The sequence below is a fragment of the Chryseobacterium paludis genome (assembly GCF_025403485.1).
GTDB classification, from domain to species: Bacteria; Bacteroidota; Bacteroidia; order Flavobacteriales; family Weeksellaceae; genus Chryseobacterium; species Chryseobacterium paludis.
Genome location: NZ_CP099966.1, coordinates 993116 through 1019478, shown reverse-complemented (window position 1 = coordinate 1019478; position 26363 = coordinate 993116). Strand labels below are relative to the sequence as shown.

General features: G+C 35.2%; 22 protein-coding genes. 8 read left to right on the top strand and 14 right to left on the bottom strand.

Annotated features, from left to right (window positions below; translation table 11 throughout):
* Window positions 1–19 precede the first annotated feature (19 nt).
* Window positions 20–466 (top strand): phosphohydrolase, encoded by a 447-nt coding sequence (locus tag NG806_RS04250; RefSeq protein ID WP_214825373.1) that lies wholly within the window; start codon window positions 20–22, stop codon window positions 464–466.
* On the opposite strand, the gene NG806_RS04245 is transcribed toward NG806_RS04250, so the two are convergent.
* Complete coding sequence (locus NG806_RS04245; RefSeq protein ID WP_261512090.1) at window positions 463–1179, bottom strand: DUF2490 domain-containing protein; 717 nt, start codon at window positions 1177–1179, stop codon at window positions 463–465. The genes NG806_RS04250 and NG806_RS04245 overlap by 4 nt on opposite strands.
* A gap of 52 nt (window positions 1180–1231) precedes the next feature.
* Complete coding sequence (locus NG806_RS04240; RefSeq protein ID WP_261512089.1) at window positions 1232–3043, bottom strand: TonB-dependent receptor plug domain-containing protein; 1812 nt, start codon at window positions 3041–3043, stop codon at window positions 1232–1234.
* Window positions 3044–3698: 655 nt separating this feature from the next.
* Here NG806_RS04240 and uvrA point away from each other — a divergent pair.
* Complete coding sequence (uvrA, locus tag NG806_RS04235) at window positions 3699–6491, top strand: excinuclease ABC subunit UvrA (RefSeq protein WP_261512088.1); 2793 nt, start codon at window positions 3699–3701, stop codon at window positions 6489–6491.
* A 62-nt stretch (window positions 6492–6553) separates the two neighbouring features.
* Here the strand turns inward: uvrA and NG806_RS04230 are convergent, their stop codons facing one another.
* Window positions 6554–7192: an NAD(P)-dependent oxidoreductase gene (locus tag NG806_RS04230; protein ID WP_214825384.1), complete on the bottom strand. Its 639-nt coding sequence runs from the start codon at window positions 7190–7192 to the stop codon at window positions 6554–6556.
* 363 nt (window positions 7193–7555) lie between these two features.
* On the opposite strand from NG806_RS04230, the gene NG806_RS04225 reads away from it, so the two are divergent.
* Both NG806_RS04225 and NG806_RS04220 read left to right on the top strand, forming a co-directional pair.
* Window positions 7556–8665, top strand: coding sequence for an epoxide hydrolase family protein (locus NG806_RS04225; RefSeq protein ID WP_261512087.1), 1110 nt, complete (start codon window positions 7556–7558; stop codon window positions 8663–8665).
* A gap of 57 nt (window positions 8666–8722) precedes the next feature.
* Window positions 8723–9493: an alpha/beta hydrolase gene (locus tag NG806_RS04220; RefSeq protein ID WP_214825391.1), complete on the top strand. Its 771-nt coding sequence runs from the start codon at window positions 8723–8725 to the stop codon at window positions 9491–9493.
* 275 nt (window positions 9494–9768) lie between these two features.
* Here the strand turns inward: NG806_RS04220 and NG806_RS04215 are convergent, their stop codons facing one another.
* The 5 genes from NG806_RS04215 to NG806_RS04195 are packed head-to-tail and all read right to left on the bottom strand — an operon-like array spanning window position 9769 to window position 12849.
* Window positions 9769–10494 carry a hypothetical protein gene (locus NG806_RS04215; RefSeq protein ID WP_261512086.1) on the bottom strand — a complete coding sequence of 242 codons (726 nt, stop codon included), beginning with the start codon at window positions 10492–10494 and terminating at the stop codon, window positions 9769–9771.
* A gap of 4 nt (window positions 10495–10498) precedes the next feature.
* Entirely contained in the window at window positions 10499–11482 is a 984-nt protein-coding gene (locus NG806_RS04210; protein WP_261512085.1) for a hypothetical protein, read from the bottom strand.
* A gap of 43 nt (window positions 11483–11525) precedes the next feature.
* Window positions 11526–12017 carry a hypothetical protein gene (locus tag NG806_RS04205; RefSeq protein WP_261512084.1) on the bottom strand — a complete coding sequence of 164 codons (492 nt, stop codon included), beginning with the start codon at window positions 12015–12017 and terminating at the stop codon, window positions 11526–11528.
* A 12-nt stretch (window positions 12018–12029) separates the two neighbouring features.
* Entirely contained in the window at window positions 12030–12503 is a 474-nt protein-coding gene (locus NG806_RS04200; protein ID WP_261512083.1) for a hypothetical protein, read from the bottom strand.
* A 22-nt stretch (window positions 12504–12525) separates the two neighbouring features.
* On the bottom strand, window positions 12526–12849 hold the full coding sequence (locus tag NG806_RS04195; protein WP_261512082.1) for a DUF4870 domain-containing protein: 324 nt from the start codon (window positions 12847–12849) through the stop codon (window positions 12526–12528).
* 231 nt (window positions 12850–13080) lie between these two features.
* Between NG806_RS04195 and NG806_RS04190 the strand changes: the two genes are divergently transcribed.
* Both NG806_RS04190 and NG806_RS04185 read left to right on the top strand, forming a co-directional pair.
* Entirely contained in the window at window positions 13081–14937 is a 1857-nt protein-coding gene (locus NG806_RS04190; RefSeq protein WP_261512080.1) for a helix-turn-helix transcriptional regulator, read from the top strand.
* 85 nt (window positions 14938–15022) lie between these two features.
* Entirely contained in the window at window positions 15023–16462 is a 1440-nt protein-coding gene (locus NG806_RS04185; protein ID WP_261512079.1) for a S41 family peptidase, read from the top strand.
* A gap of 45 nt (window positions 16463–16507) precedes the next feature.
* Here the strand turns inward: NG806_RS04185 and NG806_RS04180 are convergent, their stop codons facing one another.
* Together NG806_RS04180 and NG806_RS04175 are read right to left on the bottom strand one after the other, a co-directional pair.
* Window positions 16508–17656 (bottom strand): hypothetical protein, encoded by a 1149-nt coding sequence (locus NG806_RS04180; protein ID WP_261512078.1) that lies wholly within the window; start codon window positions 17654–17656, stop codon window positions 16508–16510.
* A 67-nt stretch (window positions 17657–17723) separates the two neighbouring features.
* The gene (locus NG806_RS04175) at window positions 17724–18173 is read right to left on the bottom strand and encodes a DUF1569 domain-containing protein (RefSeq protein ID WP_261512077.1); all 450 of its coding nucleotides are present in this window, start codon (window positions 18171–18173) and stop codon (window positions 17724–17726) included.
* 121 nt (window positions 18174–18294) lie between these two features.
* Between NG806_RS04175 and NG806_RS04170 the strand changes: the two genes are divergently transcribed.
* Window positions 18295–19281: a GlxA family transcriptional regulator gene (locus tag NG806_RS04170; protein WP_214825422.1), complete on the top strand. Its 987-nt coding sequence runs from the start codon at window positions 18295–18297 to the stop codon at window positions 19279–19281.
* A 15-nt stretch (window positions 19282–19296) separates the two neighbouring features.
* Entirely contained in the window at window positions 19297–19857 is a 561-nt protein-coding gene (locus tag NG806_RS04165) for an AAA family ATPase (RefSeq protein ID WP_261512075.1), read from the top strand.
* A 22-nt stretch (window positions 19858–19879) separates the two neighbouring features.
* On the opposite strand, the gene NG806_RS04160 is transcribed toward NG806_RS04165, so the two are convergent.
* The 4 genes from NG806_RS04160 to NG806_RS04145 all read right to left on the bottom strand — a co-directional run bounded on the left by NG806_RS04160 (window position 19880) and on the right by NG806_RS04145 (window position 26282).
* Window positions 19880–20479 carry a hypothetical protein gene (locus tag NG806_RS04160; RefSeq protein ID WP_261512074.1) on the bottom strand — a complete coding sequence of 200 codons (600 nt, stop codon included), beginning with the start codon at window positions 20477–20479 and terminating at the stop codon, window positions 19880–19882.
* 87 nt (window positions 20480–20566) lie between these two features.
* The gene (locus tag NG806_RS04155; RefSeq protein ID WP_261512073.1) at window positions 20567–21952 is read right to left on the bottom strand and encodes an efflux transporter outer membrane subunit; all 1386 of its coding nucleotides are present in this window, start codon (window positions 21950–21952) and stop codon (window positions 20567–20569) included.
* Between the two features lie 4 nt (window positions 21953–21956).
* Window positions 21957–25124, bottom strand: a complete 3168-nt coding sequence (locus NG806_RS04150) for an efflux RND transporter permease subunit (protein WP_261512072.1) — start codon at window positions 25122–25124, stop codon at window positions 21957–21959.
* Between the two features lie 6 nt (window positions 25125–25130).
* Window positions 25131–26282, bottom strand: coding sequence for an efflux RND transporter periplasmic adaptor subunit (locus NG806_RS04145; protein WP_261512071.1), 1152 nt, complete (start codon window positions 26280–26282; stop codon window positions 25131–25133).
* Between the last annotated feature and the right edge of the window lie 81 nt (window positions 26283–26363).

Genomic DNA, 26363 nt, shown 5'->3' with positions numbered 1-26363 from the left:
CGAATCTTTTCAAGAAAAAATGACTAAAGAAGAACTTTTACATAGAGCCATAAAGATAGCTGATAAAGCACATAAAGGTCAGACTGATAAATACCACGCTCCATACATTGCTCACGTAATGCGTGTTATGGAATATGGTAAAACTCTGGATGAAAAAATTGTAGGGGCATTGCATGATGTTGTAGAAGATCATCCTTCAGAATTTAGTCTTGATTTTCTACGTAACGAAGGCTTTCCTGAGTATGTTCTGTTTGCTGTAAGCTGTCTTACAAAATTTGATCCCGAAGAGGATTACGATGATTTTGTAAAAAGAACAGAAAGATCCCCTCTTGCAGTAGCAGTAAAATTAAATGATCTTCGCGATAATATGGATTTACGCAGGGTAAACAGAGAACTGACTCCTAAGGATATCAAAAGATTCAATAAATACCTTAAAGCCTATCATTATCTGATTGAGAAATATTAATCTGCTCCAGGGAAATCAAATGTTTTGGTATGATGATCTGTACCATCGATATTGATATTTAATGCTAAATAAATAAAGTGTAAATTCCTGTTTCCTGAAGCTTCAAATTCCCTTTGCCACAAATAACCACAGAGAACCCCAAAGTATTCATCGACCTGGTATCCGAAACCACCGTATACTCTATTTCTTGCGAAGGTAGGTTTTATGGGGCTCACTAAAAATACTTCATCGTAAGCATTGGCGAAAACGGTTCCTTTCTGTATGGTTTTAGCATTTAATGGGACACTTACATTCAACCGGTAACGGTAACGCATCCTTTGGGAACTATTATCTGTTTGAGGCTCATAAAACCAGCTCTTTTCTACACGAAAACGATTTTCAAACTTTACAATACCTTTTTTGATATCAATGACATCCTGAAGCCATACTCTGAATTCTTCTTTACTCAGACTATGATCTTTATAATTCACATATCTCCCCAGACCAACAAATGGTTTATGATTTTTTGTAAGATTATATCCTACCCCACCTTTTATTTCATAATAATCAGGATACGAGTATTCTTGATTACCACGGAGCTGCCCTTCAGCATACAGGAAAAATTTGGGATGAAATTTATAGGTAAGAGTCACTGCATTGAAGCTTGAAACATGCTCTTGAGCTTTAAAAAAAGTAATACTAAAAAGTAAGCTTAAACCTAAAAAAAGTTTCATGAAAAAAATTTCTGCAAAAGTAAAATTAATTAACCACCCCTTAATATTAAGTTTACTTAATATTAATATTGTACGTAAAACCAATATGAAACCACCTGTTAGGCATTTGAACACCAAATGTTTCTGTATATTTCGTATTCGTAATATTATTAATCAAAACATAGACAGAAAAATCATTTTTCACAAAACTGATCTTCTCATCCAATAGATTATAACTTCCAAGATTTAACCTGTCATTATATCGGTAAACCAGTTCATTGGTGAAACATTGCAAGAAACTTGTTTCCAGTTTTGCTATGAACTGATGCTTTAAATTATCCAGAACATACCTTGAAACAAAATCATTGGATTCTTTAACTTTGGTATCCAGATACGTATATCCGACACTGTATTTCAGCCAATCTGACAATCTGTGATTAACTTCAGCTTCAATACCTTTTGTATTTATCTTTCCAACATTCTGAGCATACCAAACAGGATCTGTCAGTGATTTTTTCACCCAGTCAATCGAATTATTTGAATTACGCATAAAACCACTGATCTTAGCTAATAAACCTTTATTCTGATATTGATATCCTATTTCTGTAGATACTGCATTTTCAGGGAGCAAATCAGGGTTTCCCTGCTCCGTTGGGCTTATATAATAAAGATCTGTGAAGGTAGGAACTCTATGAACTTTGGCAATATTACCATAGATCTTGTTATTTGGATTAAAGTTATAACCTACATCTAATCCCGGATAAAAGAAATTCCCTTCCTTGGAATAATTTCCCCATGAAATTCCTGGTGTAATATTCAGTTTTTTATCTAATAATGAAAAATTATGTTCAAAGAAAATCTGGGAAACAAAACGGTTTCTATTTCCTAAATTATTACTTGCCAAAAGTTCTTTTCTTAACTCAATTCCAACACCAGTTATTCCCAATCCCCATGAATAGCTTGAGTTGACTTGCCCTCCTACATTGTTTCCAATGTGCATATTTCTGTATCCATCAGGTTTTTGCCTGTCATATAAATACATATCCTGACCTCGTCTCCAGTACACATTAGAATTTAATTTTAATTTTCCGAAGGATTGTTGGTGAGCTAAACTAATCACGGAGGCCTGAAGCTCCTCATATTGTTCAGTTGCTTTTGGAGAAGCATAAAATCCATTAGCCCCAAATTTCTTTTCTGAAATACCGGCCTGTAGCCTTAAGTCACCATTCTTAATAGCTAATCTGCTTTGATAAAAAACATTCCGTATTTCATAATCAGTGTTATGCATGAAACCTTGGGAGGTTGCAGAATTGGCCTGTAAAGAATTAGAAAATTTTTCATTTCCCAATTGAGCATTCAGTCCAAATCCATAGGTTTCATAATCCCCACCTTCAGCGCTTATCTTTACTCTTTTTCCAGGATTTGTTTTGGTAATGATATTAATGACTCCTGCATAAGCATTCTGCCCAAATCTCCTGGCAGCAGGACCTTTGACTATTTCGATTCTTTCAACATCTTCAAGATCTATAGGAATATTAAGAGAATTGTGCCCCGTTTGCGAATCATTCATTCTAATCCCATTTAATAGAAGAAGAACCTGTTCGGATGAACTTCCCCGAAAAGCGACATCACTCTGAACGCCATTTGCTCCTCTCCTTCTGATATCCATTCCGGGAACCTGTTGAAGGATTTCATCAATACTTTTCGCAGGAGAATTGGCAATCTCTTCTTTTGAAATAACAGTGATATTCTGATTGGCATTTTTATATGGAGTTGAAATAAATTTACCTTGAAATTCAACAGTTTCTATATCTGTAGTTTTTTCCTGCGCTTCAGTTATTACTATCAGACCAAGAAAAAATACAACGCCCAGCTTTTTCATCATATACTTTAATTTTTAAGATTTTTTTAAGATTTCCAAAAATAGATGACTTAGACAACACTCACAAATGATTATTATCATAGATGTTGCCAGCGCATCAATAAAAATGAGATTTGGTATTTATAAAAAATAAAGATGCAGTGGATGCTGCATCTTGTGTGGGGGAATTATCTTTTTCTCATTAAATGTGTAACAAGGTCTCTGAATAATTTTACCATCGCTTTATTACATATTTATAGGTGCAATTTTAAATAATTTTGAAACACAAAACAATAGCTTAACTTAAAAAAACATAAAAAATCATAAAATTTATTCAAAATAAAAAACTTTAAACTACTAACTAAATATTTCGCTTACAGATGTTTAATTTTTTAAACCCATATATCCCTTATTAACTGATAAAAATGAGAGGTAATTAAAACACCTTGTTTAATAAAAGTCATTTGAAAATAAATGAGGTTGCTGGATTATTGAAAAAATCAATATATTTTTTTTATTAATGAACATAATAGCATTTGTATTTTAATCCCATCCTGATTTGATATTTAATTACGAAAATATTAACAGTCTGTTTAATAGATTTTTTGAATGGCAATGGGAATAATTATAGAAGAAAAATCCACCAAAAATTCGTATTTTTGTTGGTCTTAATTTTACTATGGCATCAATTACAGAAATAGATATAAAAAAACAGGTATTTGTTAAAAACGCACACCTTAACAACCTGAAAAACATCGATGTATTAATCCCCAAGAATAAACTGATTGTCATTACCGGAGTATCGGGAAGTGGAAAATCTTCTTTAGCTTTTGACACCATTTATGCGGAGGGACAAAGACGTTATGTTGAGAGTTTAAGCTCATATGCACGACAGTTTTTAGGTAAACTGGAGAAACCAAAAGTGGATGATATTAAAGGATTGGCTCCTTCTATTGCTATCCAACAAAAAGTAATTTCTTCCAATCCCCGTTCTACGGTTGGAACTTCCACGGAGATCTATGATTACATGAAGCTTCTATTTGCCCGAATTGGAAAGACCTACTCTCCGGTTTCTGGTGAAGAGGTAAAAAAAGATTCAGTGACTGATGTAGTAGATTATATTAAAGCATCGAAAAAAGATACGTCTTTTCTTTTAACAGCTCCTTTGGAATATGATACAGACAATTTCACTGAAAACTTAAATGTCTTAAAACTGGCTGGTTTTACAAGACTTGAGATCAATGACAATGTTGCCGGAATTGAAGATCTTGAAAGTTTTGGATTTACTCCTGAAAAAGGAATGGTTATCAACCTTGTTATTGACCGTTTCGCTTATGAGGAAGATGAAAGTTTTCTTCAAAGATTAGCAGACTCTATACAGATGGCTTTTTATGAAGGCCGGGGATATTGCTCTCTTAAAAATATAGAAACAGGAGCAGCTAAAGAGTTTTCCAATAAATTTGAATTGGACGGGATTGAGTTTCTGGAACCCAATGTTCATTTTTTCAGCTTTAATAATCCTTATGGTGCTTGTCCTACCTGTGAAGGGTATGGAAAAGTAATTGGAATTGACGAGGATCTTGTGATTCCAAATAAAACACTTTCCATTTATGAGGATGCAGTGGTTTCCTGGAGAGGTGAAACAATGAGTGAATGGAAAAAAGCATTTATAAAAAAAGCTGGTGAATTCCCTATTCATAAACCCTACCATCAACTAACCAAGGAACAGAAGAATTATTTATGGAAAGGAGATGGCAGCAGCAGTTTCCCATCGATCAATAATTTCTTCAAGATGCTTGAGGAGAATTTATATAAAATTCAATACCGTGTTATGCTTTCGCGTTACCGTGGAAAAACCCTTTGTCCAACCTGCGAAGGATTACGACTTCGTGAGGAAACGAGTTGGGTAAAAATTGACGGACACAACATTCAGTCTACTATTGAATTACCTTTAGATGAACTTTCCCCTTTAATCAATAGTTTAAAAATTTCAGATCACGATCATGATATTGCCAAAAGGCTTTTGTATGAAATTACGACCCGTTTGGATTTTTTATTAAAAGTAGGATTAGGATATTTAACGATAAACAGGACTTCAAATACCCTTTCAGGAGGTGAAAGTCAGAGAATTAACCTGGCAACCAGTTTAGGAAGCTCATTGGTGGGTTCTATTTATATTCTGGATGAACCTTCTATAGGACTACACTCCAGAGATACAGAAAATTTAATTGGAGTTTTAAAAAATCTTCGAGATCTGGGCAATACCGTTATCGTTGTTGAACATGATGAAGATGTGATGAGGGCTGCAGATTATATTATTGATATAGGCCCTGAAGCCGGCTATCTGGGTGGTGAGTTGGTTTTTGCAGGAGATTATAAAGAATTGAAGAATGCTGATACTTTAACCTCTAAATACTTAACAGGAAAATTGGAAATTAAGGTTCCTGAAAAAAGAAGAAAGGCTAAAGAATGGATTTATATTAAAGGGGCAAGACAGAATAATCTGAAAAACATTGATGTAGATGTTCCATTGGAAAGTCTGGTTGTTATTTCGGGAGTTTCAGGAAGTGGTAAATCTACTTTAATGAAAGAAATCCTTACGAATGACATCCAGATACAATTAGGAATGGGTGGTAAAAAAGGAGATTATGATTCTGTAGAATTCCCTAAAAAACTCATTAAAAATATAGAGCTGATCGATCAGAATCCAATTGGAAAATCTTCGCGTTCAAACCCTGTTACTTATCTTAAAGCTTATGATGACATCAGGGATCTGTTTGCTAAACAGAAGATGTCTAAAATGATGGGTTATAAACCAAAACATTTCTCTTTCAATGTAGATGGTGGAAGATGTGACGAATGTAAGGGAGAGGGAGTGATCAATGTTTCCATGCAGTTTATGGCAGATATCGAATTGGAATGTGAAACCTGTAAAGGAACACGTTTCAAAAATGAAATTCTTGAAGTAAAATTTGATGAGAAAAATATTTCTGATATCCTTCATATGACAGTGGATGAAGCTCTTGAATTTTTCAAAGAGAATCATGAAGAAAAGATCGTTACAAAACTAAGACCTTTACAGGATGTTGGTTTGGGATATTTGCAGCTTGGACAAAGTTCATCTACTCTTTCAGGAGGTGAAGCACAACGTGTAAAACTGGCCTCATTCTTAGTAAAAGGAGTAACAACAGATAAAACCCTGTTTATTTTCGATGAACCTTCAACAGGTCTTCATTTCCATGACATTCAGAAATTACTGAAGTCCCTTCAGGCGCTGATCGATCTTGGACATTCTGTGATTGTTATTGAACACCAACCTGATATCATTAAATCTGCGGATCATGTTATTGATATTGGTCCCGAAGCAGGAAAATATGGTGGTGAAATAGTTTTTGCAGGAACACCTGAGGAATTAGCAAAAGATAAAAAATCTCACACAGCAAAATATATTAAAGAAAAGCTGGAGAGTTAAATATAAATAGAGAGTCAAATTGACTCTCTATTTTTTTAACAATAGTTTAAACCATTCTTGGTTTAAGATAAATTATACAAAAAGGGACTTTGTTTAATGTAAGTTCTGTCATCAATTTGAGAAGTTAAAAACTCCGCTAAATCTGTAGCACTTATGTTCTCTCCTTTACAATCTTCAAGATTTGTCTCGGTTTTAAAACTTTCAGAAGTTTGAATAATTAAAGGAAGTCTTATTAAAGTCCAATCCAGATTGGTCTTTGTAAGAATCTCATACTCTGCCTGTCTGTCTTTTGTGGTTTTTGGATAGTTTTGATACATCCATTCTGTTGCCTGTTTCACCTTAATGCTTTTCTTATCAAAAGGAGTATCTACATTCAAACCCGCTATTACGATATATCTTTTAATTCCATGCAAGGCCATTGATCTGGTAATATTCTCTGCGGCATCACTAAATATAGATTCTTCTCCCACAGGTTGACTCAAAGTACTCATTACAACACTACAATCTTTAATCAAGGTATTGACTGAGTGATAATCTCTTGCATCTCCTTTCACGATTTCAATTAAAGGATGTTCAAGTTTAAAATTTTCTGGAGTTCTTAATAATAATTTCATCTTGTATCCTTTTTCTAAAAGATATTGCACAAGATATTTTCCCGATTTTCCGGTTCCACCGATTACGGCAATTGTATTTGTTTTCATAATGTTCTCTTTATTGTTATAAATAGACTAAAAGCACAAATTCTTAAATAGATAATTTGTCTTTAGTTTAAAAAATAAATAATAATGGGTTCAGGAATTTTGAACCTTAAGTACCAAGCTTCGAATGGCGCTTGAATGGGTGTGCTATTTATAAAGAGATATTAATGAAGCAAATGTAATCTTTTATTTTAAAACAACATGGTGAATAAATTCAATCTGAATTTTCATTAAATTTATTCAACGAATAAAGAATTACATTATATTTGTTATCAATTGTCATGCAGCCTGTTACCTCAATTCATGAAGTAAAACAAATCATAATTTATTACTAAATCGTTGCTTTTAAACCAAATTCAAAATATTATGAAACCATTTACCGTAAACATTTCACAAACTGTTCTCGATGATCTGAAAAACCGCATTCAAAATACCCGCTGGCCTGGAGAGGCTGAAGGTTCCGGCTGGCATTTTGGTACCAGTGAAAAATACTTAAAAGAACTTGCTGATTACTGGATGAATAGATATGACTGGAAGAAGTATGAACAACAGCTGAATCAATATCCACAGTATATGGTAGAGATTGATGGGATACAAATTCATTTCCAACATATAAAAGGTAAAAGCAGCAACTCAAAGCCGTTGTTATTAACTCACGGCTGGCCAGATAGCTATTATCGCTTCCACAAGATCATTCCATTGCTTACTGAAGGGGAACAAAGCTTTGATCTCATTATCCCTTCTATTCCTGGATTTGGATTTTCTGATCAAACAGCTGTTAGCAGTGAAGATGTTGCAGGCTTATGGAGAAAGCTCATGACCGAAATATTAGGTTATAAAACGTTTTTTGCCGCAGGTGGTGATGTGGGCATGGGTGTTACCAAAGCTTTGGCTTCTAAAGATCCGGATGTTGTTGCGGCTGTCCATTTCACTGATTTGGGTTATCCCATGGGACAGGAAGATCCCAACAGCATGACTGAAGAAGAGCAACAATTTGCTCAGTTTGTTCAGCAATGGTGGTATAGTGAGGGTGCTTATGCAATGGTTCATTCTACCAAACCTCAATCTTTGGCCTATGCACTTAACGACTCTCCTATTGGATTGGCATCATGGATCATTAGTTTTGGAAATGCGGGGGCTCCACCCGAATTAATTGAAACAGCATTTGGTGGAAAAGATGAACTTCTTACCAATATTATGATCTATTGGATTACTCAGACAATAGGCTCATCCATGAGAATGTATAAAGCTGATGCTATTGCACAATGGGGAGGTTCCCAACCTTTACAAAAAAGCAATGTTCCTGCAGGAGTTGTTGTTCTTCCTCGTGAAGCACAATTTCCCCGTGAATGGGCGGAAAGATTTGTAAATGTAGTACGTTTCAACAAATTAGATAAGGGCGGCCATTTTGCTGCTTTAGAAATACCACAGGCTTTTGCAGATGAATTGAAATCTTTCTTTTATTCTTTGAAATAATATCTTAAACAGAATAATTGAAATAAACAACCATCTTTGCATTCTTTTAATAGTACCATGAAATACAAATTATTTTTCTTGCTTCCAGTTATTCTATTTTTAATCAATTGTTCTTCAAAAAAGATCATTGATTTGAAAGGTCCTTATGACGTACAACTTGATACTTTAAAGATGTATGACAAAAATAGAGACCGTTTGATTCCCGTTGCTTTCTACAAACCTAAAAACAAAAAGAAGATCTCAAATCAGGAGGTTATTATTTTCAATCATGGATATGGTGCCAATCAGGGTGGGGATTATCTAAAATATTCATATCTGACTAATCAGCTGGCTTCAAAAGGATATTTTGTGGTAAGTATTCAACATGAACTTCCAACTGACCCATTGATTCCGACGGATGGCAAGCCACAGAAAGTACGAATGCCATTCTGGGAAAGAGGAACTGAGAATATTCTGTTTGTCTTGAATGAACTTAAAAAAAGCAACCCTAACCTCGATTATAAGCATTTAACCTTAATGGGTCACTCTAATGGTGGTGATATGGTCGCATTGTTTGGAAATAAATATCCTGATTTGGTCTATAAAATTATTACCATGGACAATAGAAGAATGTACCTTCCCAGAGCTTTTCATCCTAAGATCTATACTTTGCGCTCAAATGATTACCCTGCTGATGAAAAAGTATTACCTACCATAGAAGAACAAAAAAGATACAATATCATTGTACAAAACACCAGTATTAATCACGGAAAAATGGATGATAAAGGTAATGCAGAAGAAAGAAAAACACTGAACAATTTCATTGATAAATACCTTGAAGAAAATTAAATACAGACTTATCCACAAAAAAATGTGGATAACTTGTGAATTTTAACATTTAATTCATGTTTCGTATTAAAAATATTCCTACATTTACTATGTAATACAACTGAAATGAAATCATTTTTTGCTTTTTTCAGCTTTGAAATTGCAATTAAATTTGAAATAAAAATTTAAGCACAGCATTGTCGGCTGTGCTTTTTATTGTTGTCTAATTAAAAAAATGAGATGTATTTATCTACTGGATCCGCTTCTAAAGAGCGGATTCTTTTGTTTAAATACGACTACTCCCGCTCAAATTTCTTTAAAGATCCATTTTCTGTCAATTCAATCGAATACCGTTCTCTACTTCCGTTAATGGTTGTAGGATACCATCTCAGCTTATTATTCCAAACCGAAATATAAATATTGGTTACTGGTTTTGCTCCTTCAATCTGCGATACCTTATCATTATAAATCGCTGCAGCTTTCGCTATGTTCCTAAAACTTACTTTTTGTAAAGGAACCAATCTGCTTTTAATATCATCTTTTACAGACAGCTGCTCAGGTTTTGGCTGAGACCAAATACCATTTTTATAATCATAATTATCTACATATTCAGGATTCTTTGGATGTTGAAGCATAACATGAATATTGCCATCATCATAAAAATAAACCAATGAATAAATAAAAATTTCTTTTCCCATGTACTGAGGAAGCTTTCTTAGGGCTTCCTCAGCTTTATTTAATTCTATTTCATTGGTCAGAAAATCAGTGTTTTTACCTTCTTGGCGTCTTTGTACATGGGTTGTTGTATGTTTTTCAAGTATCGTTGTCACAAGTTGCTGAGCATCCTGAATCTGCTTTTCTACAGCTGGATCAAATGGACTTGGAGGAGGTAATTCCTCTTTTTTTGCATTGACCGCCGTGGTATCAGCCACAGGCTTAAGTGTGTCTTTAATACTTTTGGAAATCTGCTCACAGCTTGTTAAAAAAATACTGCTGATAACTATAATAATTGATTTTTTCATGGTGTTAGCTTATTTCTTCTAAATCTGCAGCAAATGCGATACGGTCCGGATTTTCCTTTAAGTAAAAGATCTCCATAGTCTCCTGTTTCAAACTGCCCAGATCAAGGAGATTTACAATTCTTTTTAATTCCGTTCTTCTTGTTTTATTCTGATAATCAACAAATTCAAGTTTAAACAAAACCATAGGCTGTGCATTGATATAAGTTCCGGTCTGATTAGCACTGAGCAGCTTTGCAGTCGTTTTTAGTCCTTTAAATTTAATCAGTTCAGCTTCACCTTTCTTACCACCCTCAAATAATCTAAAAATAGAAGGCAACCCTACTCTATACAATAAAAGTATCGCAGGACAAAGAATCAAAGGATGCCAGAAGACTATAAAACGCCAACCCATCCCTGCATTTTCTGTTTGATAAGAATAGATATAATAGCCTGCAATAAGTGCAACCAATGTTAACCAACCCAAAATGATAAGAAAGACAACAAGTATATTTATGGTCGCTACTGTTCCTGCAAAAATAAAATAAGGTACTTTTTTCATTTCCTTATCAATAAGAATATCTACTTTTTTACCTGTTTCGAAACGACGCTGCTGAGGTTTAGAGTCATTTACAGCTGCTTTTTGTATAATATCGGTATCAACTAGATTTTTAAATAAAAGTCGAAGTTCATAAGAATTGTATTTAGCATTATCTTTAGAAATTTTTACGGCTTCGATTATGTCAGCTTTTCTCGGAACTCCATTTCTATTTAAATAATCAATATTTCTTTTGGCTATAAAATTAGATAATACCCATTTACGAAAATACCCAATCAGAATGATGATCCACAATATGACAGATAATGTTAGAATGCCTAACACAAGCCATGGATTTGTATCTGTGAGTGAAGGCGGATCATCACTTTTGATGTTATAATACAAAAGCATAGGAAATGGAATTGCAAAAAACAGCATGTAAAGCATCCAGAATATAGCAAAGCCTTTTTTCATATTTTTTTATTTGGTGATTGGTGGATCTTATTTCATCTTAAAGTTACTTCTTATTTACAAATTCAAGGATAGGATTTAATATGTTTTCTATATATTCCGTTTCTCTTGCAGTGCTTTTCTTACCTCCTGAAAAAGTATCGCTAATTGGATAATTCTTTATAAACTGTTTTTTCTTTTTGCCTATAGCATAGGCCATTTCTCCATATTCTGCTGTGTTGATAATGGTCATTTCATCCAATGCCATTAACCTTTTTCTTATTGATAATATATAGATCTTGTAAATGCTATTTGTTTTTTTATCAAACAGGAATTTAACACTGCCCCGGAAAATAAAATCATATATCGCGTAAAAGAGCATTATCCCACCGATACCATATAAAATATACCTTATATTGTAATCCAATTGAGTAAAAAACGGAACAAAACAAAAGATGATAACCGATAAAAAAGTGAATATTCTTATCTTGGGTAAGTATCCGAAATAAGGCCTTATAATCAGCTCTGTAGATGTTATTTCCAATTGATATTTATTCATTGCAGTGTCCTGTTATTTCTCTTCAATATTCATAATGTCACTAATTTCATTAATGGCATTCTGTGCTGTTTTTGAGCTGAATAATCCTACAATAATTGGAACTCTTTTTTCTTTACCATCTTGGTCGAATATGAAGAAAGCAGTGCTGTCCAGGGTAATAAAAAGATATTTTCCTGTCAGTACATAAAATTGTACAAAGTCTTCAAAACGATAAATAGCCTCACCACTAATGATGTTGTTTTTATGAGTTATTGTCTTAGACTGTGTGTCTATCACTAACCGCTTTGTTGTTTTTAATAGATTGACAAGAGCGAAAAATACAAATAAGAGAGCAGCCCATAATCCGATCTTTTTTTCTGGCGGAATAATACAATATAAAGCGACACCTATAGCCAGACATGCAAACACCCGTAAGACAGCAGTTGACATTTTAGTTTTCAAATGAAATCTACTGCCTTCCTGTGTGAAATATTTGTAATCGTTCATCTCAGTTGTTCTTTACGATGGATTAACCGATAAAAGCAAATTTATCCTCGAACATTTTTCCAAATACGGGAACTGGTTTTTCAGCATTATTAGCCGCATTAATAATTCCTAATATCCAGAATATCATAATCAGAAGTCCTACAATTCCCAAAAAACCTAATGCTGGTGATATAGAAACAAGGATTCGCATTACAATATTAAAGAGGATACTAATGATCATAAGTCCCAATGACTGTCTTAAATGATATTTAAGCAGAGAATCTGCGTTGTCTTTTCCTATAAGATAAGCTATGATCCAGCCAAAAGGAGTAATATAGGAAATGATAGATAAGGTCTTGTTATTCATAATTTGATGATTAATTGTTAGCATTATTACTGTTACAAATATTCATTCAATAGCTGACAATTTCCAAATTTTACTATTCTACAAAGCATCTACTCATTAGGAAGACTGCGTCTACAATGTGTCTACAGAAATTAAACAAATCTGATTTACAACATATTACAACAAACCACAAACCACTATATTTATTGACTTTTATGTGTGGAATTAACAATTTGTCTTAATTTTAGGGATATGAAACCTGTCCGCTATCAATTGTTTTTATTTATGTGTTTATGCGTAGGCTTAAACAGTTTTGCGCAAAATATATATCTTGACAGCCTGCAGTTGGCCATCAATAATACTGACCTCCCTGAAAAAGAAAAACCTGTTTTATTGAACCGGCTTGCAGAAGTTTACCGGATAAACAGAAATTATTCTGCTGCAGAAAGTAACGCGAGACAAAGTGCCCGTATAGCTTTGCATTACAAAAATTACATTGAAGCTACAAAAGCTTATACACTTATTACTGTTATAAAAGCTAATAACAAGCAGTTGACCTCTTTGAAGCAAACCAGTGATTCAGCCTTGGTATACGCTCAACAGGCTAAAAATCCTGTGGCGATGGCTTACGGATATTATGCACAGGCTTTTTTATATAAAACGATGGATGATCCACAGAAAAAAATCAAGTTTTGTCAACTGGGATTAAAAGAACTGGAAAAGTCACCTGATCCTTATATTGCGGCAAAACTGTATTACCAGCTTTATGCTGCTTATTCCAATTGGAACAATGTACCACAGGCTAATAAATACGCTCTCAAAACGACCGAAAATGCATTAAAAACAAAAGATTACAACCTACTGAGTAATTCTTATGCAGCATTATCAGTAGCTCATGAATATAACTACAATGCCACTAAAGAAAAAAAGGAACTTGACAGTGTATTATTTTATCTAAAAAAATCAGAAGCCCTCTACCTTAAATACCCAACACAGGTATCCAATTATACATATGCCATCACTTGCATCAACATTGCAAATGTCTACTTCAAATATTTCCCCGTCAATGATAAAAATGCTGAAAAAAATGCCATTTATTATGCTCAAACAGCTGGAAATATTTTAAAAAATAATCCCAATGCTTCAGAAGTTAAAGCGAGCAGTTTGGGTTTATTGAGCGAATATGCATCACGAAGTGGCAACACTAGTTTAACGGAAAGCTACTTATTAGAGGCCTACAATCTTATGAAAGCTGATCAGCATCCCTATTACTACACACTAATCAATATCACCCGATCCTTATCCATTTTTTATAAAAAGCAGGGTAATTTTGAGAAAGCCATTGCCTTTCAGGAAGAAGTAACTGAGTACAGCAATAAGAATTTTAATCAGGAACAGGCACTGAATGCTCAAAAACTGGAAATACAATTTGAAACTGAAAAGAAAAACAATGAGGTAAAAATTTTAAAAGAAAGAGAAGCAAGTCGTAAAATACAAAACTATTTATATGTCTGCATTGTGATAGCTTGCTTGCTGGGGTTGCTCTTTATGTTCCGGTCATATCATTTTAAATTGCGTCTGTCTTTAGAGCGTGAAAAGCAGCTGCAGTTAGAAAAACAGGAATCTGAAATGCAGATGAAGTTAGAAAAAGAGGAACAGGCGAGATTAAAAGCGGAACAGCAATTACTGGAAGCTCAACAGCAGCAATTGCAAAAGGAGGCAATGGCCAATGTCCTTCAACTGGAACATAAAAACCGTATGTTGCATACCATAAAAGATAAACTGGCTGATGATAATTCATTAAATATGCAAAAGATCGTAAGAGAAGAAATGGTTCTGGATAATGATTTTGAAGGCGCTAAACTACAAATCCAGCAGATACACCCGGACTTTTTTAACCTCATCAATGAAAAAGCACAAAAAAAACTTACCCTTTTAGATATGAAGCTTTGTGCTTATCTCTATCTTAAAATGGATACCCGGCAGATCTCACAGCTCATGCATATTGAACCTAAAAGTGTACGAATGAGCCGTTATAGAGTTAAACAGAAATTAGGACTGGAGAAAGATGATGATCTCAACGTATTTTTACAAAGTGTAGGCAATTGAAACAAGTGATTATTTCTCACTTAATTTTTTAATCACTTATTGTATTCCGTCTATTCTTTTTATTTTTAAATATTAAAATTAAACCATGAAAAAAACAATAGTGAGCATTTCCATTTTACTGGGTGGAATCTTTATACAGGCTCAATTACTAAATCCAGGTTTTGAAAAAACTGAAAATAATTATCCCACAGACTGGAGCAATAAAATCCTTGATCTCTATGAGATGAAGGCAGATAATGTAGTTAAACATTCTGGTACAAATTCATTACAGATCTCAAGTAAAAAAGAAAGTGCCAATGAATTACAAACTTTTTCACAGAAAGTCCCTGTTCCTGGAAAAGGCTTAAGAAAGATAGAAATCAGTGCTTATATCAAATCAGAAAATGTACAAGGAAATATTGCACTTTGGACACAGGTTCGTGATGAGAAAAAAAACATGATTGATTTCGCAAATTCTGTTACACAGAATCATAAAGTAAGTCCTAATGAAGATTGGAAAAAATATTTCTTAGAATTTATATTAGATGATCAGGCAAATTACTTTGTACTAGGAGGCTTTTTAATGGGAGGTGGAAAAGTTTGGTTTGATGATTTTTCAGTTTCAGAGATTCCATTTTCTGGAAAACCAGCCTCTAAACCAGCTATAAAATATATTGATGAATTTAAAAGTATTGTAAAAAGAAATTCAATTTTTAAAGATAAAATAGACTGGAACACATTGGAAGCAAATCTGCAAAAACTTTCTAATGGAATGGAAACAGTGGATGACACTACTCCAGCGATCCAATATATTATGAAAGCATTAAACAATGCAGGTGATAATCACTCTTTCATTGATAATAAGGAATATTCTGAGGAGAAAAAAAGCAATAAGAGTTCTCCGATTGAACCTGAATCAAAATTGTTGGATAAAAACATCGGTTACGTTATGGTTCCTGGGTTTTCTTCTTTAAATAAGGAAGTAGGTAATGCATTTGCAGAAAAAATTCAACATATGATTGAAACGTTGGATTCTGAAAATACAATCAAGGGATGGATTGTTGATCTAAGACCAAATACAGGAGGAAATATGTATCCGATGATCACCGGCTTAGGACCTTTGACTGGTGAAGGTACCCTGGGTTACTTTACAAAAGATGGAAAAAGCAAAAGTAATTGGAGTTATAAAAATGGAAAAAGCTATAATGTCAAAGTTTCTAAACCTTATACGCTTAAAAAACAAGATCAGAAAATTGCTATTTTAATAGGCCCAAGTACGGCTAGCAGTGGTGAAGCTACAACGATTTCGTTTATAGGAAAAAAGAATGTTAAGACTTTTGGACAACCTTCTGCCGGGCTTACGAGTGCTAATCAGGCTTATAGACTCAGTGATGGAAAGACCCTTCTCTTAGCAATAACTTATGAAATGGACAGAGCAGGAAAAAAATATATGGGAAAGATAGAGCCTGACGTCCTTATAACTCCATCCACTGACAAAAATATCGATGCTGAGATACAAAAAGCATCTGCATGGATTTTAGAATAAATAAAAAGGCTTCGATTATGGAAGCCTTTTATATGAGTTTAAGAATTACTCTTTTTTAAGAACATACATACTTGAAAACAGTTTATTATCGTCAAATATCAAATTGATTTTATAGGTAGGGTTTTTAATCTCTAAATAATTGGAATACTTTAATCCGGTATCGCCAATGATATCATTTTTACCGATAACCTTTACTACATCCTCTCCTTTCATTCCTTTTTTTAACTGATTTTCAAATGATATCTCCACCGCTTCAAAGTCATTAATAGAATAGCCTTTTAAAATATTATTCTTTTGATCATTCTCTCCGTTTTTACCTGCTGTAAAATAGAAATAGAAATTATTGTATTTGTTTTCATGCATAACTTCCTGTAAACCTCCCTTGGGGTTCAATGTAATCACTCTTTCAAAGTTTTTGCTGGTGAAAGACTTAACGAAATCAGCTTCAGTTGATGTACCAAGTCTAAGGTCATTGATATTCCAGTTCTTATCAATTTTTAAGACCGGTTTGTTTTTAATATCCTTTGAGTCTGTCCTGTTCTTCGTTAATTCTTTAATGTATGCTTCGTGATCACATCCTCCAAAATCAATAAGACCATTCATGCTATCCCAATAGCAGTTTTTAGATAGATTGGATTTATTTAAAATAATGAGCCTGTCATAGTCCGGTGCATAGAAAATATACTTATTCTGTTTTCTCACATTCCAATACAGACCATTATCTGTATTAGGGTTCTTGGTCCCCTTTCCATATTGGCTTTCAAGTTTTTTCAGGATCTCTTTTTTAAGAGTTGGTGTTTGCATTTCCATTCTGAATCCATAAATGGTAGGATCTGCTTTGTATTCTTTTAAAATTTCAGCAAGCTCTGTTTTGTCTTTAAATCCCTTCATATCAAAGTGCCCTCCACCAAACTTGGTAATGCTATCTGTTTTGAGCCGCTCAGAATTAATCTGAAGAAATACTTTTTGTCCCTTTAGATCAATTCCATCAAATGTATATTTTCCCGGGTTATCCATTTCTATCAAAAGGCCATATGCATACTCAACTGTTTCTACACCGATCATATTTTTATCGTTAAAGTCTACGATCTTTTCAATCGGTTCATCTAAATTCAGTTTGAAAAGATCTACTTTTTCCTGACCATTGCACGCAAGCATTAAAAATAAAAAAAAGAGATAGGATAAATATTTCATGGTATTGGTTAATTTTATTTCTAAAACACCAATATAAGAAGAAATAATGATTAGACTTCAGTTTAAATCAGGCATTAAACTGACGCAGGTGGTGATCCATATGTTTATATACAAAAATACCCAATTCATCAGGTTTCATCCTTCCAAAAAAATTATGAATAAAATCGGGATTCGAATAATTTCCATAGGCCTCGATCTGTTCCATCCATATCTTCTTCTGTTGCTCAAGGTTACCATCTAGTCCCTTGATGGCAAAATTTCCTGCCGGAATATTCTTATCCATTGGTTTATCATTTTTCACCAAGCTCCTTAAAGCCATTTTCCCAAATATTTTCCCCATAAATTCCTGTTTATAACCTTGCTTATCTACACCCAGAATCCAATCATTCCATATGGTACAGTGCTTGGTCATCTGATAAAGATTCATTTTTCCCCACTGAGCTGTATTCTTTTCCGTAAGGGAATTTATCCTTTTGATCAATTCTTGTCTGGTTGTATTTTCAAATATTGTTTTCATAACTGATTTTTATGTAAAATTAGAAGGTTTGGAAACGGGATCCGCAACGGTTAAATGACAACAAGCAGTGTATTTTGTGCCATTTTTTTACGTATTTTTGAGTACACAAGCATATCTACCTATGAAACATATTTCAATAATAGTGTATGAAGATGCAATGCCTACCGCACTATCTACTACAACAGCACTACTTACCAGCGCCAATGAAGCAGCATTAATAAAAGGAATGCCACCTCCCTTTCAGATAGAATTGGTGGGTGTTCATCATAAAAATGTACAGTCAAGTCTGCCTATGCAATTTAGCTGTAGTAAAACGCTGTCTGATGAATTTGACACTGATGTTGTTATCATTCCGCCAATGAAGGCCGGACCTGAGGACATCAATACTATATTATCTAAGAACTCAAAACTGATTGATTGGGTCAAGAAAATGTACGAACAGAAATCTGAGATCATTAGTCTATGTACAGGGGCTTATTTCCTTGCCGAAAGTGGTCTTCTGGATAATATGCCTGCTACTTCTCATTGGAATGCAATAGAAGATCTTCAGCAAAGGTATCCTTTAATTGATTTCAAACCGGATCATGTGGTCACCCATTCAAAAGCGATCATTACTGGTGGTGGTGGATTTTCATCGTTAAATGCCCTTTTGTATTTTATAGAAAAAAACTGTGGCAAAGAGATATCGGTTTCTTTAAGTAAATATTATGAACTCGATTACGGAAGGACCTCTCAGAATATTTTTACGATTTTCTCCGGACAACGCCGGCACGATGATCATGATATCCATATCGCTCAAAGCTATATAGAGAAGGAATTTACTACAGAGATCTCAGTAGAACAGGTCGCCAGTCAGGTGAATATGAGCAGAAGGAATTTTATCCGTCGATTTAAAAATGCGACCTCACTAAATCCTATAGAATATATTCAAAGGGTAAAAGTAGAGGCTGCAAAAAAAGCACTGGAAGCCGGAGAGAATAATATTGCTGATGTTACCTACAGTATGGGCTATAATGATCTTAGAACTTTCAGAACTGTATTTAAAAGAATTACTGGATTAACCCCTATAGACTATAGAAATAAATATAAAAGCCAGGAAATAGCTTAGGTAGAAGTTTGATTTATGAAGTACCAAAACGATAATTTTTATATAATAACCGGAGGTCCGGGTGTTGGAAAGACAACAATTCTCAAGCAACTCGAAAAGATGGGATACCTTACTGTATCGGAAGATGCCAGAAAGATCATACAGGAACAGGTACAAAATCATGGTAATGGTCTTCCCTGGAAAGATAAAGAACTGTATACACATCTCATGATCAATGCATCAGTATATAGTTTTAAAGCCATATCAAATGATAAAAGGAATATTGTATTCTTTGACCGTGGGATTGTAGATGCATTTTGTTATGCTGAAATGATAGACTTAGTGATCTCTCCTGACATGAAAGATATTACCGAGACTTACCGTTATAATCCTAAAGTTTTCATTCTTCCGCCGTGGCCGGAAATTTATGAAACTGATGATGAAAGAAAACAAACCTGGGAAGAAGCTGTTGCAACTTATGATGCGATGAAAAATACCTACTCTATTTATGGGTATCAAACCATTGATGTTCCTTTGGAAACGGTTGAGAACAGAGCGAAATTTATTTTAGAGAATATTGTAAATTCCCAACAATAGGGACTGGCATCGAATTCATTAATCATTCAAATTCTTTTTCGAACTTTTTAAAGTCCTGTAATGTGGGTTGAGATTCTCGCTTAATTCTATTTTTAGTTTCCTTAACGATATCTTCTGATCCCAGTCTTTTAACCGTTGCAGTTCTAAGTCCGGTCAATACATTAATTTCAGTTTCTGTGGTTAAGTTTTTACCATCCCAAGTCCCTTTTGATACATTAATTAAATCGAAGTTTCCATTTTTATACCGGAATGTATACTCGGCATGTCCATCTTTGATATCCGATAAGATGTATAAGTTTCCATTTTCAATACTAAAAGTCGGGGTTTGATTTTCTGCGTGCTTGCCCTTTAATTCAACAGGATACTGAGCTTCAATAATATCCGTTGATGAGGTATGTAACTTAAGTTTTCCATCCGGCTGGGAAAGGAATATCTGCAATCTAAATGGAACAGTTGTATCAACAGTATCCATAGCCAGAATTAATTTATCCTTACGGCCATCATTATTTAAATCACCTGTTTCTTCCCGCACTACGATATTAAAATGATCTTTTCCAGTCTTATTCTGTGAATAGACGGTGATCTGTATAAGAGCAAAAAAGGCAAACAGTATATTTTTCATAAAAATAAATTCAAGTGATTCATTGGCAACAAAGCATGCAATATAATCATTCGAAAATTATAAATAAGAACAATAAACAAATGGAATCTATTTCCACCCACCTCCCAGCGCAGCATACAAATTAACAACCGCCTGAAGTTGCTGAAGTTTATCAGTCACTGCGCTTTGTTTTGCACTTAAAAGACTTTGTTCTGAAGTCAGCACATCTGTATAATTGGTTGCACTGGTGTATTTTAATAATTCCTTCGTAAAATGAACCGCTTTTTCAAGATTGGCAATCTGCTCCTGTCGTGAAGATGTTTTCTCATCTACCATCTGATATTGATAGAGTGCATTAGAAACTTCCTGACCCGCGGTAAGGAGTATTTTATTGTAGTTATATTCGGCAGCCTCATAATTGGCCTGTGCTATTTTTAGCTTTTGTTTATTAAGTCCATTATTAAAAATAGGCTGCGTTAAACCTCCTACAATATTAGCAAGAAAAGCACCTGCGCTAAAAAAAGACTTTAGCTGTGTAGCATACAAACCTCCTTGAGCTGTTATCGTTAATGAAGGATAAAAGGCTGTCTGAGCAACATTCACTTGTTCAAAATAACTTCTCAGTTGTAACTCAGCCTGTTTAACATCCGGTCTGTTGGCCAGTAATTGGGTAGGTAAACCCGTTGACAATTCACTGTACATCTGCTCATTAAAAAGTGAGTCCCGTTGAATAGGACCTGGAGTTCTGCCCAATAATAAAGAGATTGTATTTTCTGTCTGGCGGATATTATTCTTTATGTCCGGAACAGTAGATTTTACAGCATAGTAATTAGCAGCACTCTGTACTACTGCTGCCCCTGTCACCACATCACTGTTTTTCAAAACTTTCATGGTTTCTGTATCCTTGGAATAAACTTCTAAAGACTGCTGAACAATTTTCAGCTGCTCATCATAAGCCAGAAGCTGATAGTAAGTCACGGCAATATTGGCAACGAGCTGCGTCTGTACCGCCTGCTTATATGCTTCACTGGCAAGATAACTGGCATACATTGATCTTTTGGTACTTCTTAACTTACCCCAGATATCAGCCTGCCATGAGGATAACGCATACAACTGATAAACCTGATTATTCGCGGCCTGTGAATTTGAGGGATGATACTCTCCTCCTGAAGCATTTCCGGAAAGAGAAGGTAGAAATGCCTGCTTACTCTGTACAAAATTGGCTTCAGCCACTTTCAGATTGGTAACAGCTGTTTTCAGATCAAGGTTATTTTCAATCCCTTCCGTAATAAGCTGTTGCAATAAAGGATCTTTAAAAATTTCTTTCCAGGAAAGTGTTGCTATAGAGGTTGTATCTTTTACTGTATTTCCATACAAATTATCAGGAGCTGACTGTTTATTCACATACGGTTTGGTAACATCACAACTATAAAGTATAGCTGAGGTAATGATTCCCTGTACAAAAAATTTATATTTTATTTTCCAATGTACCATACTTCTATTGTAAGGAGCTATTTTTATTATCAACAATCAGTTCATCATTTTCGTCATATTTGTTACTTTTTATTTTCTCCTGCAATCCCTGGAAGATGACATAGAGTCCGGGGATCACAAATATTCCGAGTAATGTCCCAAATAACATTCCGCCGATAGAACCTATCCCAATAGATTTATTTCCATTAGCCCCAACACCTGTAGAAAACATCAAAGGCATCAAACCGAAAATAAAAGCTAATGAAGTCATCAATATCGGACGTATTCTAATTTTTGCCCCTTCTAATGCACTCTCAAGCAATCCCATTCCTTCGTGTCTCTTCTCTAAAGAAAACTCTACCATCAAAATGGCATTCTTCGCCAAGAGTCCTATCAGCATGATCATACAGATCTGTACATAAATATTATTATCAATCCCAAATAATTTAGCAAAAACAAATATCCCGCTCAGTCCAACAGGTAGCGAAAGGATTACCGCTAATGGAAGAATGTAGCTTTCATACAAAGCACTCAGCAACAGATAGACAAAACAAAGACTTAACAAAAATATAATACCAGCCTGAGAACCTGAGCTCTGCTCTTCTTTACTGATACCACTGTATTCAAAACTGTAGCCCGGAGGCAGAACTTTAGCCGCAACTTCATTGATAGCTTCCATAGACTGACCTGTACTGAAGCCTATATTGGGTGAACCATTCACTGAAATAGCATTATACATGTTAAACCTCGATATGGATGATGGTCCATATACTTTTTTCATCGTTATATACTCTGAAATGGGGCTCATTACTCCGCTTTTGGTTCGTACTTTAATGTTATTCATCTGCTCAATGGTTCCTCTGTAAGGATTATCAGCCTGAAGAATGATCTGATACTGCTGTCCGAATTCCGTAAAATTACTTATATAAGAACTTCCATAGTAGACATTCATTAAACTTAAAATATCTGCAGGCTGGATTCCATTGTCCTCACATTTGGCAAGATTAACATCTACTTCATACTGTGGGAAATTAGGATTGAAGGCCGTAGCAGCATATTGAATTTCACTTCTTTTATTTAATTCTGCTAAAAAGTTTTGTGCTACCCCATAAAAGTCAGCAATGGAATGTCCACCTCTGTCTTCTATCTGAAATGTAAATCCACCACTCGTACCAAAACCACTGATCGTAGGCTGCTGCATAAAATTAATGGAAGCTCCTTGTATGTTTTTTGTTTTTTCAGTAAGTTGCTGGATGATGTCCTTATCGGTAACACCGGGACGCTGACTCCAGGGTTTAAGCCTTAAAATAAGCATTCCGTAAGAACTTCCGCTTCCTCCCAACTGATTCTGTCCCAATGTCGTCATTGAAGCCTGTACCTCAGGAATGGTATGGGCAATACGATCTATCTGAGTGTTTATGGTCTGTACTCTTTCTTTAGTTGCCGCCGCCGGAAGCGTTACGTTAACGAAAATAGTTCCCATATCCTCTGAGGGGACAAAACTTGAGGCTACACTTTTAATCGTCACATAAAATAACCCTCCAAAAAGGACGACAAGAAGTGCTGTCAGCCATTTTTTCCTTATCAGAAATCCTACAGAGGCTATATATTTATTTATTAATTTGTCATAATTAGAATTAAAACCATCTTTTATCTTTTTCAAAAAGCCTCTTTTACTTCCTTCCACCTCATGTTTTGGCGGTCGTAAAAACATAGCCGCTAAAGCAGGACTTAAAGTAAGTGCATTCACTGCCGAGATCATAATAGCAATCGCCAGTGTAATACCAAACTGTTTATAAAATACCCCTGCAGAGCCTCCTAAGAAAGTGACAGGAAGAAATACTGAAGCCATTACAAGCGTAATAGAAACAATAGCCGGAGCAATCTCTCCCATTGCATCAATTGCTGCTTTACGAGGGGACGTATATCCATGTTCGAGCTTGCTGTGTACAGCTTCCACAACCACTACGGCATCATCCACCACAATACCTATGGCAAGTACCAAAGCAAATAAAGTAAGTAAATTCAGACTGTATCCAAATAAATACAAAAAGAAGAATGTTCCTATAATCGACACCGGAACCGAAACTCCGTGAATAATGGTAGAACGTACGTCCTGTAAAAATATAAGGATCACGACAAACACCAGTAAAAAACATTCAACCAATGTATGGAGAACCTTATCAATACTTTCACCAAGGAAGTTATTAATATTAACCAGCTCTATCATTTTGATCCCTGAAGGAAAACTCTTTGAAGCATCAGCCATTACTTTCTGTGCTCCTACAATCACTTCCTGGGCATTGGAACCTGGAGTCTGGCTTATCGATATGGCAACGGCAGGTTTACCATTAATGGCTGTAGCACTGGTATAGGTCTGGGTTCCCAAATCAATACGGGCAACATCTTTAAGGTAAAGATACTGTCCGGTTCCAATTGATTTGATAATAATATTCTGAAACTGCTCAAGTGAGCTCAACGTACCGGAATAGGTAATATCATACTGAAATGCCTGAGCCATGTTATCACCAATTTTACCTGGTGCAGCATTAAAATTCTGTGCATTCAATGCTGTCGTAATATCAGCGGGAACCAATCCATAGGCTGCCATTTTATCGGGTTGCAGCCAGATCCGCATGGCATAGGTCATTGCCCCACCGAATATGTTGGCTCCACCTACTCCTTTTGCTCTCTGTAGCTGCGGAACTAAATTGATCGCCGCATAATTCTGTAAAAATTTCTGATCATATTGCGAGCGTTCACTGTACAATCCAACGATCAGCACATTACTGCTTTGCTGTTTCCTTACCGTTACCCCAGCTTGCGTTACCGCCTGCGGAAGCTTGGATAATACCGTACTTATTCTGTTCTGTACATCTACCGCAGCTTGATTAGGATCTACACCTACTGCAAAATAAACAGTGATACTTGCCGATCCTGTATTACTGGCTGATGAGGTCATATAGGTCATTCCTTCCACGCCATTGATCTGCTGCTCAAGTGGGAAAACCACACTATTAATCAGTGTTGTTGTATTAGCTCCCGGATAGGAAGTCGAAACCTGAATGGTAGGCGGTGCAATATTAGGATACTGAGCCACCGGTAGGCTGGTCACTCCTAAAATCCCCAGTACGACAATGATGACAGAGATCACAGTACTTAATACCGGCCGTCTTATAAATAACTTTAGCATGGCCTCTTAGTTAGATTTGGTTTTCATGGTACTGTACACTTCAACAGCATTGGCAGGTATGGGTTTTACTACCGTGCTGTCACTGATATTAAGCCCGTTAAGAAGAACTTTATCTCCTACTTTAACACCATCTTTAATCACTGCAAAGTTACCGTCGTCTGTAGGTGAGGTGACTACCGCAGTACTCATTACTTTATTTCCACTCATTAACTGATAGACGAATGATTTATCCTGCATTTGATAAATCGCCGTCTGAGGAGCTAATAAAGCATTATCGAGACTAACAGGAATCCGGATCGTAGCACTTGCACCGTTTTGGATAAGACCTAATTTATTTTCGAATATCGCTTTGAATGTTGCAGTACCGGTACTCGTGTTTATGCCACCGCTGGCTGTTACCAGTTTGCCTTTTTCAGGATAAACGGTTCCATCAGCCAATACTAATGTGACCAGAGGCATATTATTTAATTTTTCCAGCGTCGTACTTCCTTTCATTGTATTCATAAAATCCAGAAGCTGTTTTTCACTGAGGGAAAAATAGGCGAAAACACTTGTGGTGTCGGAAAGTGTCGTAAGCGGATCTGTTGTTGTACTGCTTACTAAAGCACCTATTTTATAAGGAATAAGACCAATGGTTCCACTTTGTGGACTTCGGATGTAGGTATATCCTTGATTGGTTTGAGCATTGGCAAGAGTTGCTTTTGCCTGAGACAAAGCAGCCTCTTGTGACTGTAAAGTATATAAAGCGGAACTCAGTTGATATTTGCTTACAATTTCCTGTTCTACCAGAGGTCTTGCTTTCTCCACATTCATACGGGCAGTATTGACGTTGGCTTCTGCTATTTTTATAGCTCCCCTGGCTGTAACAATGTCCTGTTCATATTGGGGATTTTTGATCCGGAATAATAGCTGTCCTTTAGTTACTGCGGCTCCTTCGGAAACATAAATATCCTGGAGGTAACCAGAAACCATGGGCTTTATTTCCACTACATTTTCACCTTGTATGGAGGCTGGGAAATCATTATAAACTGTTACCGATCTCGGAGTGAGAGTTAATACCTGATAACTTTGTATAGGTTTCTCTTTTGTCTGTTCCTTTTTTTTGCCACAAGAAAGCAATAATATTGGAATAAACAGGACATATCTACTTTTCGTCATATTAAAATATTTGTGTCTGATAAGAATTACAAAAAATGAATTATCATCTCAAGCTTTAAAATAAATCCCTTAGCACTACCC

Coding starts and splice junctions, on each gene's coding strand:
- uvrA (WP_261512088.1), top strand. CDS start 3,699: ATGGCATCAATTACAGAAATAGATATAAAAAAACAGGTATTTGTTAAA.
- NG806_RS04205 (WP_261512084.1), bottom strand. CDS start 12,017: ATGAATAAATATCAATTGGAAATAACATCTACAGAGCTGATTATAAGG.
- NG806_RS04180 (WP_261512078.1), bottom strand. CDS start 17,656: ATGAAATATTTATCCTATCTCTTTTTTTTATTTTTAATGCTTGCGTGC.
- NG806_RS04240 (WP_261512089.1), bottom strand. CDS start 3,043: ATGATGAAAAAGCTGGGCGTTGTATTTTTTCTTGGTCTGATAGTAATA.
- NG806_RS04195 (WP_261512082.1), bottom strand. CDS start 12,849: ATGAATAACAAGACCTTATCTATCATTTCCTATATTACTCCTTTTGGC.
- NG806_RS04190 (WP_261512080.1), top strand. CDS start 13,081: ATGAAACCTGTCCGCTATCAATTGTTTTTATTTATGTGTTTATGCGTA.
- NG806_RS04245 (WP_261512090.1), bottom strand. CDS start 1,179: ATGAAACTTTTTTTAGGTTTAAGCTTACTTTTTAGTATTACTTTTTTT.
- NG806_RS04150 (WP_261512072.1), bottom strand. CDS start 25,124: ATGCTAAAGTTATTTATAAGACGGCCGGTATTAAGTACTGTGATCTCT.
- NG806_RS04210 (WP_261512085.1), bottom strand. CDS start 11,482: ATGAAAAAAGGCTTTGCTATATTCTGGATGCTTTACATGCTGTTTTTT.
- NG806_RS04175 (WP_261512077.1), bottom strand. CDS start 18,173: ATGAAAACAATATTTGAAAATACAACCAGACAAGAATTGATCAAAAGG.
- NG806_RS04200 (WP_261512083.1), bottom strand. CDS start 12,503: ATGAACGATTACAAATATTTCACACAGGAAGGCAGTAGATTTCATTTG.
- NG806_RS04225 (WP_261512087.1), top strand. CDS start 7,556: ATGAAACCATTTACCGTAAACATTTCACAAACTGTTCTCGATGATCTG.
- NG806_RS04160 (WP_261512074.1), bottom strand. CDS start 20,479: ATGAAAAATATACTGTTTGCCTTTTTTGCTCTTATACAGATCACCGTC.
- NG806_RS04230 (WP_214825384.1), bottom strand. CDS start 7,192: ATGAAAACAAATACAATTGCCGTAATCGGTGGAACCGGAAAATCGGGA.
- NG806_RS04220 (WP_214825391.1), top strand. CDS start 8,723: ATGAAATACAAATTATTTTTCTTGCTTCCAGTTATTCTATTTTTAATC.
- NG806_RS04145 (WP_261512071.1), bottom strand. CDS start 26,282: ATGACGAAAAGTAGATATGTCCTGTTTATTCCAATATTATTGCTTTCT.
- NG806_RS04165 (WP_261512075.1), top strand. CDS start 19,297: ATGAAGTACCAAAACGATAATTTTTATATAATAACCGGAGGTCCGGGT.
- NG806_RS04170 (WP_214825422.1), top strand. CDS start 18,295: ATGAAACATATTTCAATAATAGTGTATGAAGATGCAATGCCTACCGCA.
- NG806_RS04155 (WP_261512073.1), bottom strand. CDS start 21,952: ATGGTACATTGGAAAATAAAATATAAATTTTTTGTACAGGGAATCATT.
- NG806_RS04250 (WP_214825373.1), top strand. CDS start 20: ATGACTAAAGAAGAACTTTTACATAGAGCCATAAAGATAGCTGATAAA.
- NG806_RS04215 (WP_261512086.1), bottom strand. CDS start 10,494: ATGAAAAAATCAATTATTATAGTTATCAGCAGTATTTTTTTAACAAGC.
- NG806_RS04185 (WP_261512079.1), top strand. CDS start 15,023: ATGAAAAAAACAATAGTGAGCATTTCCATTTTACTGGGTGGAATCTTT.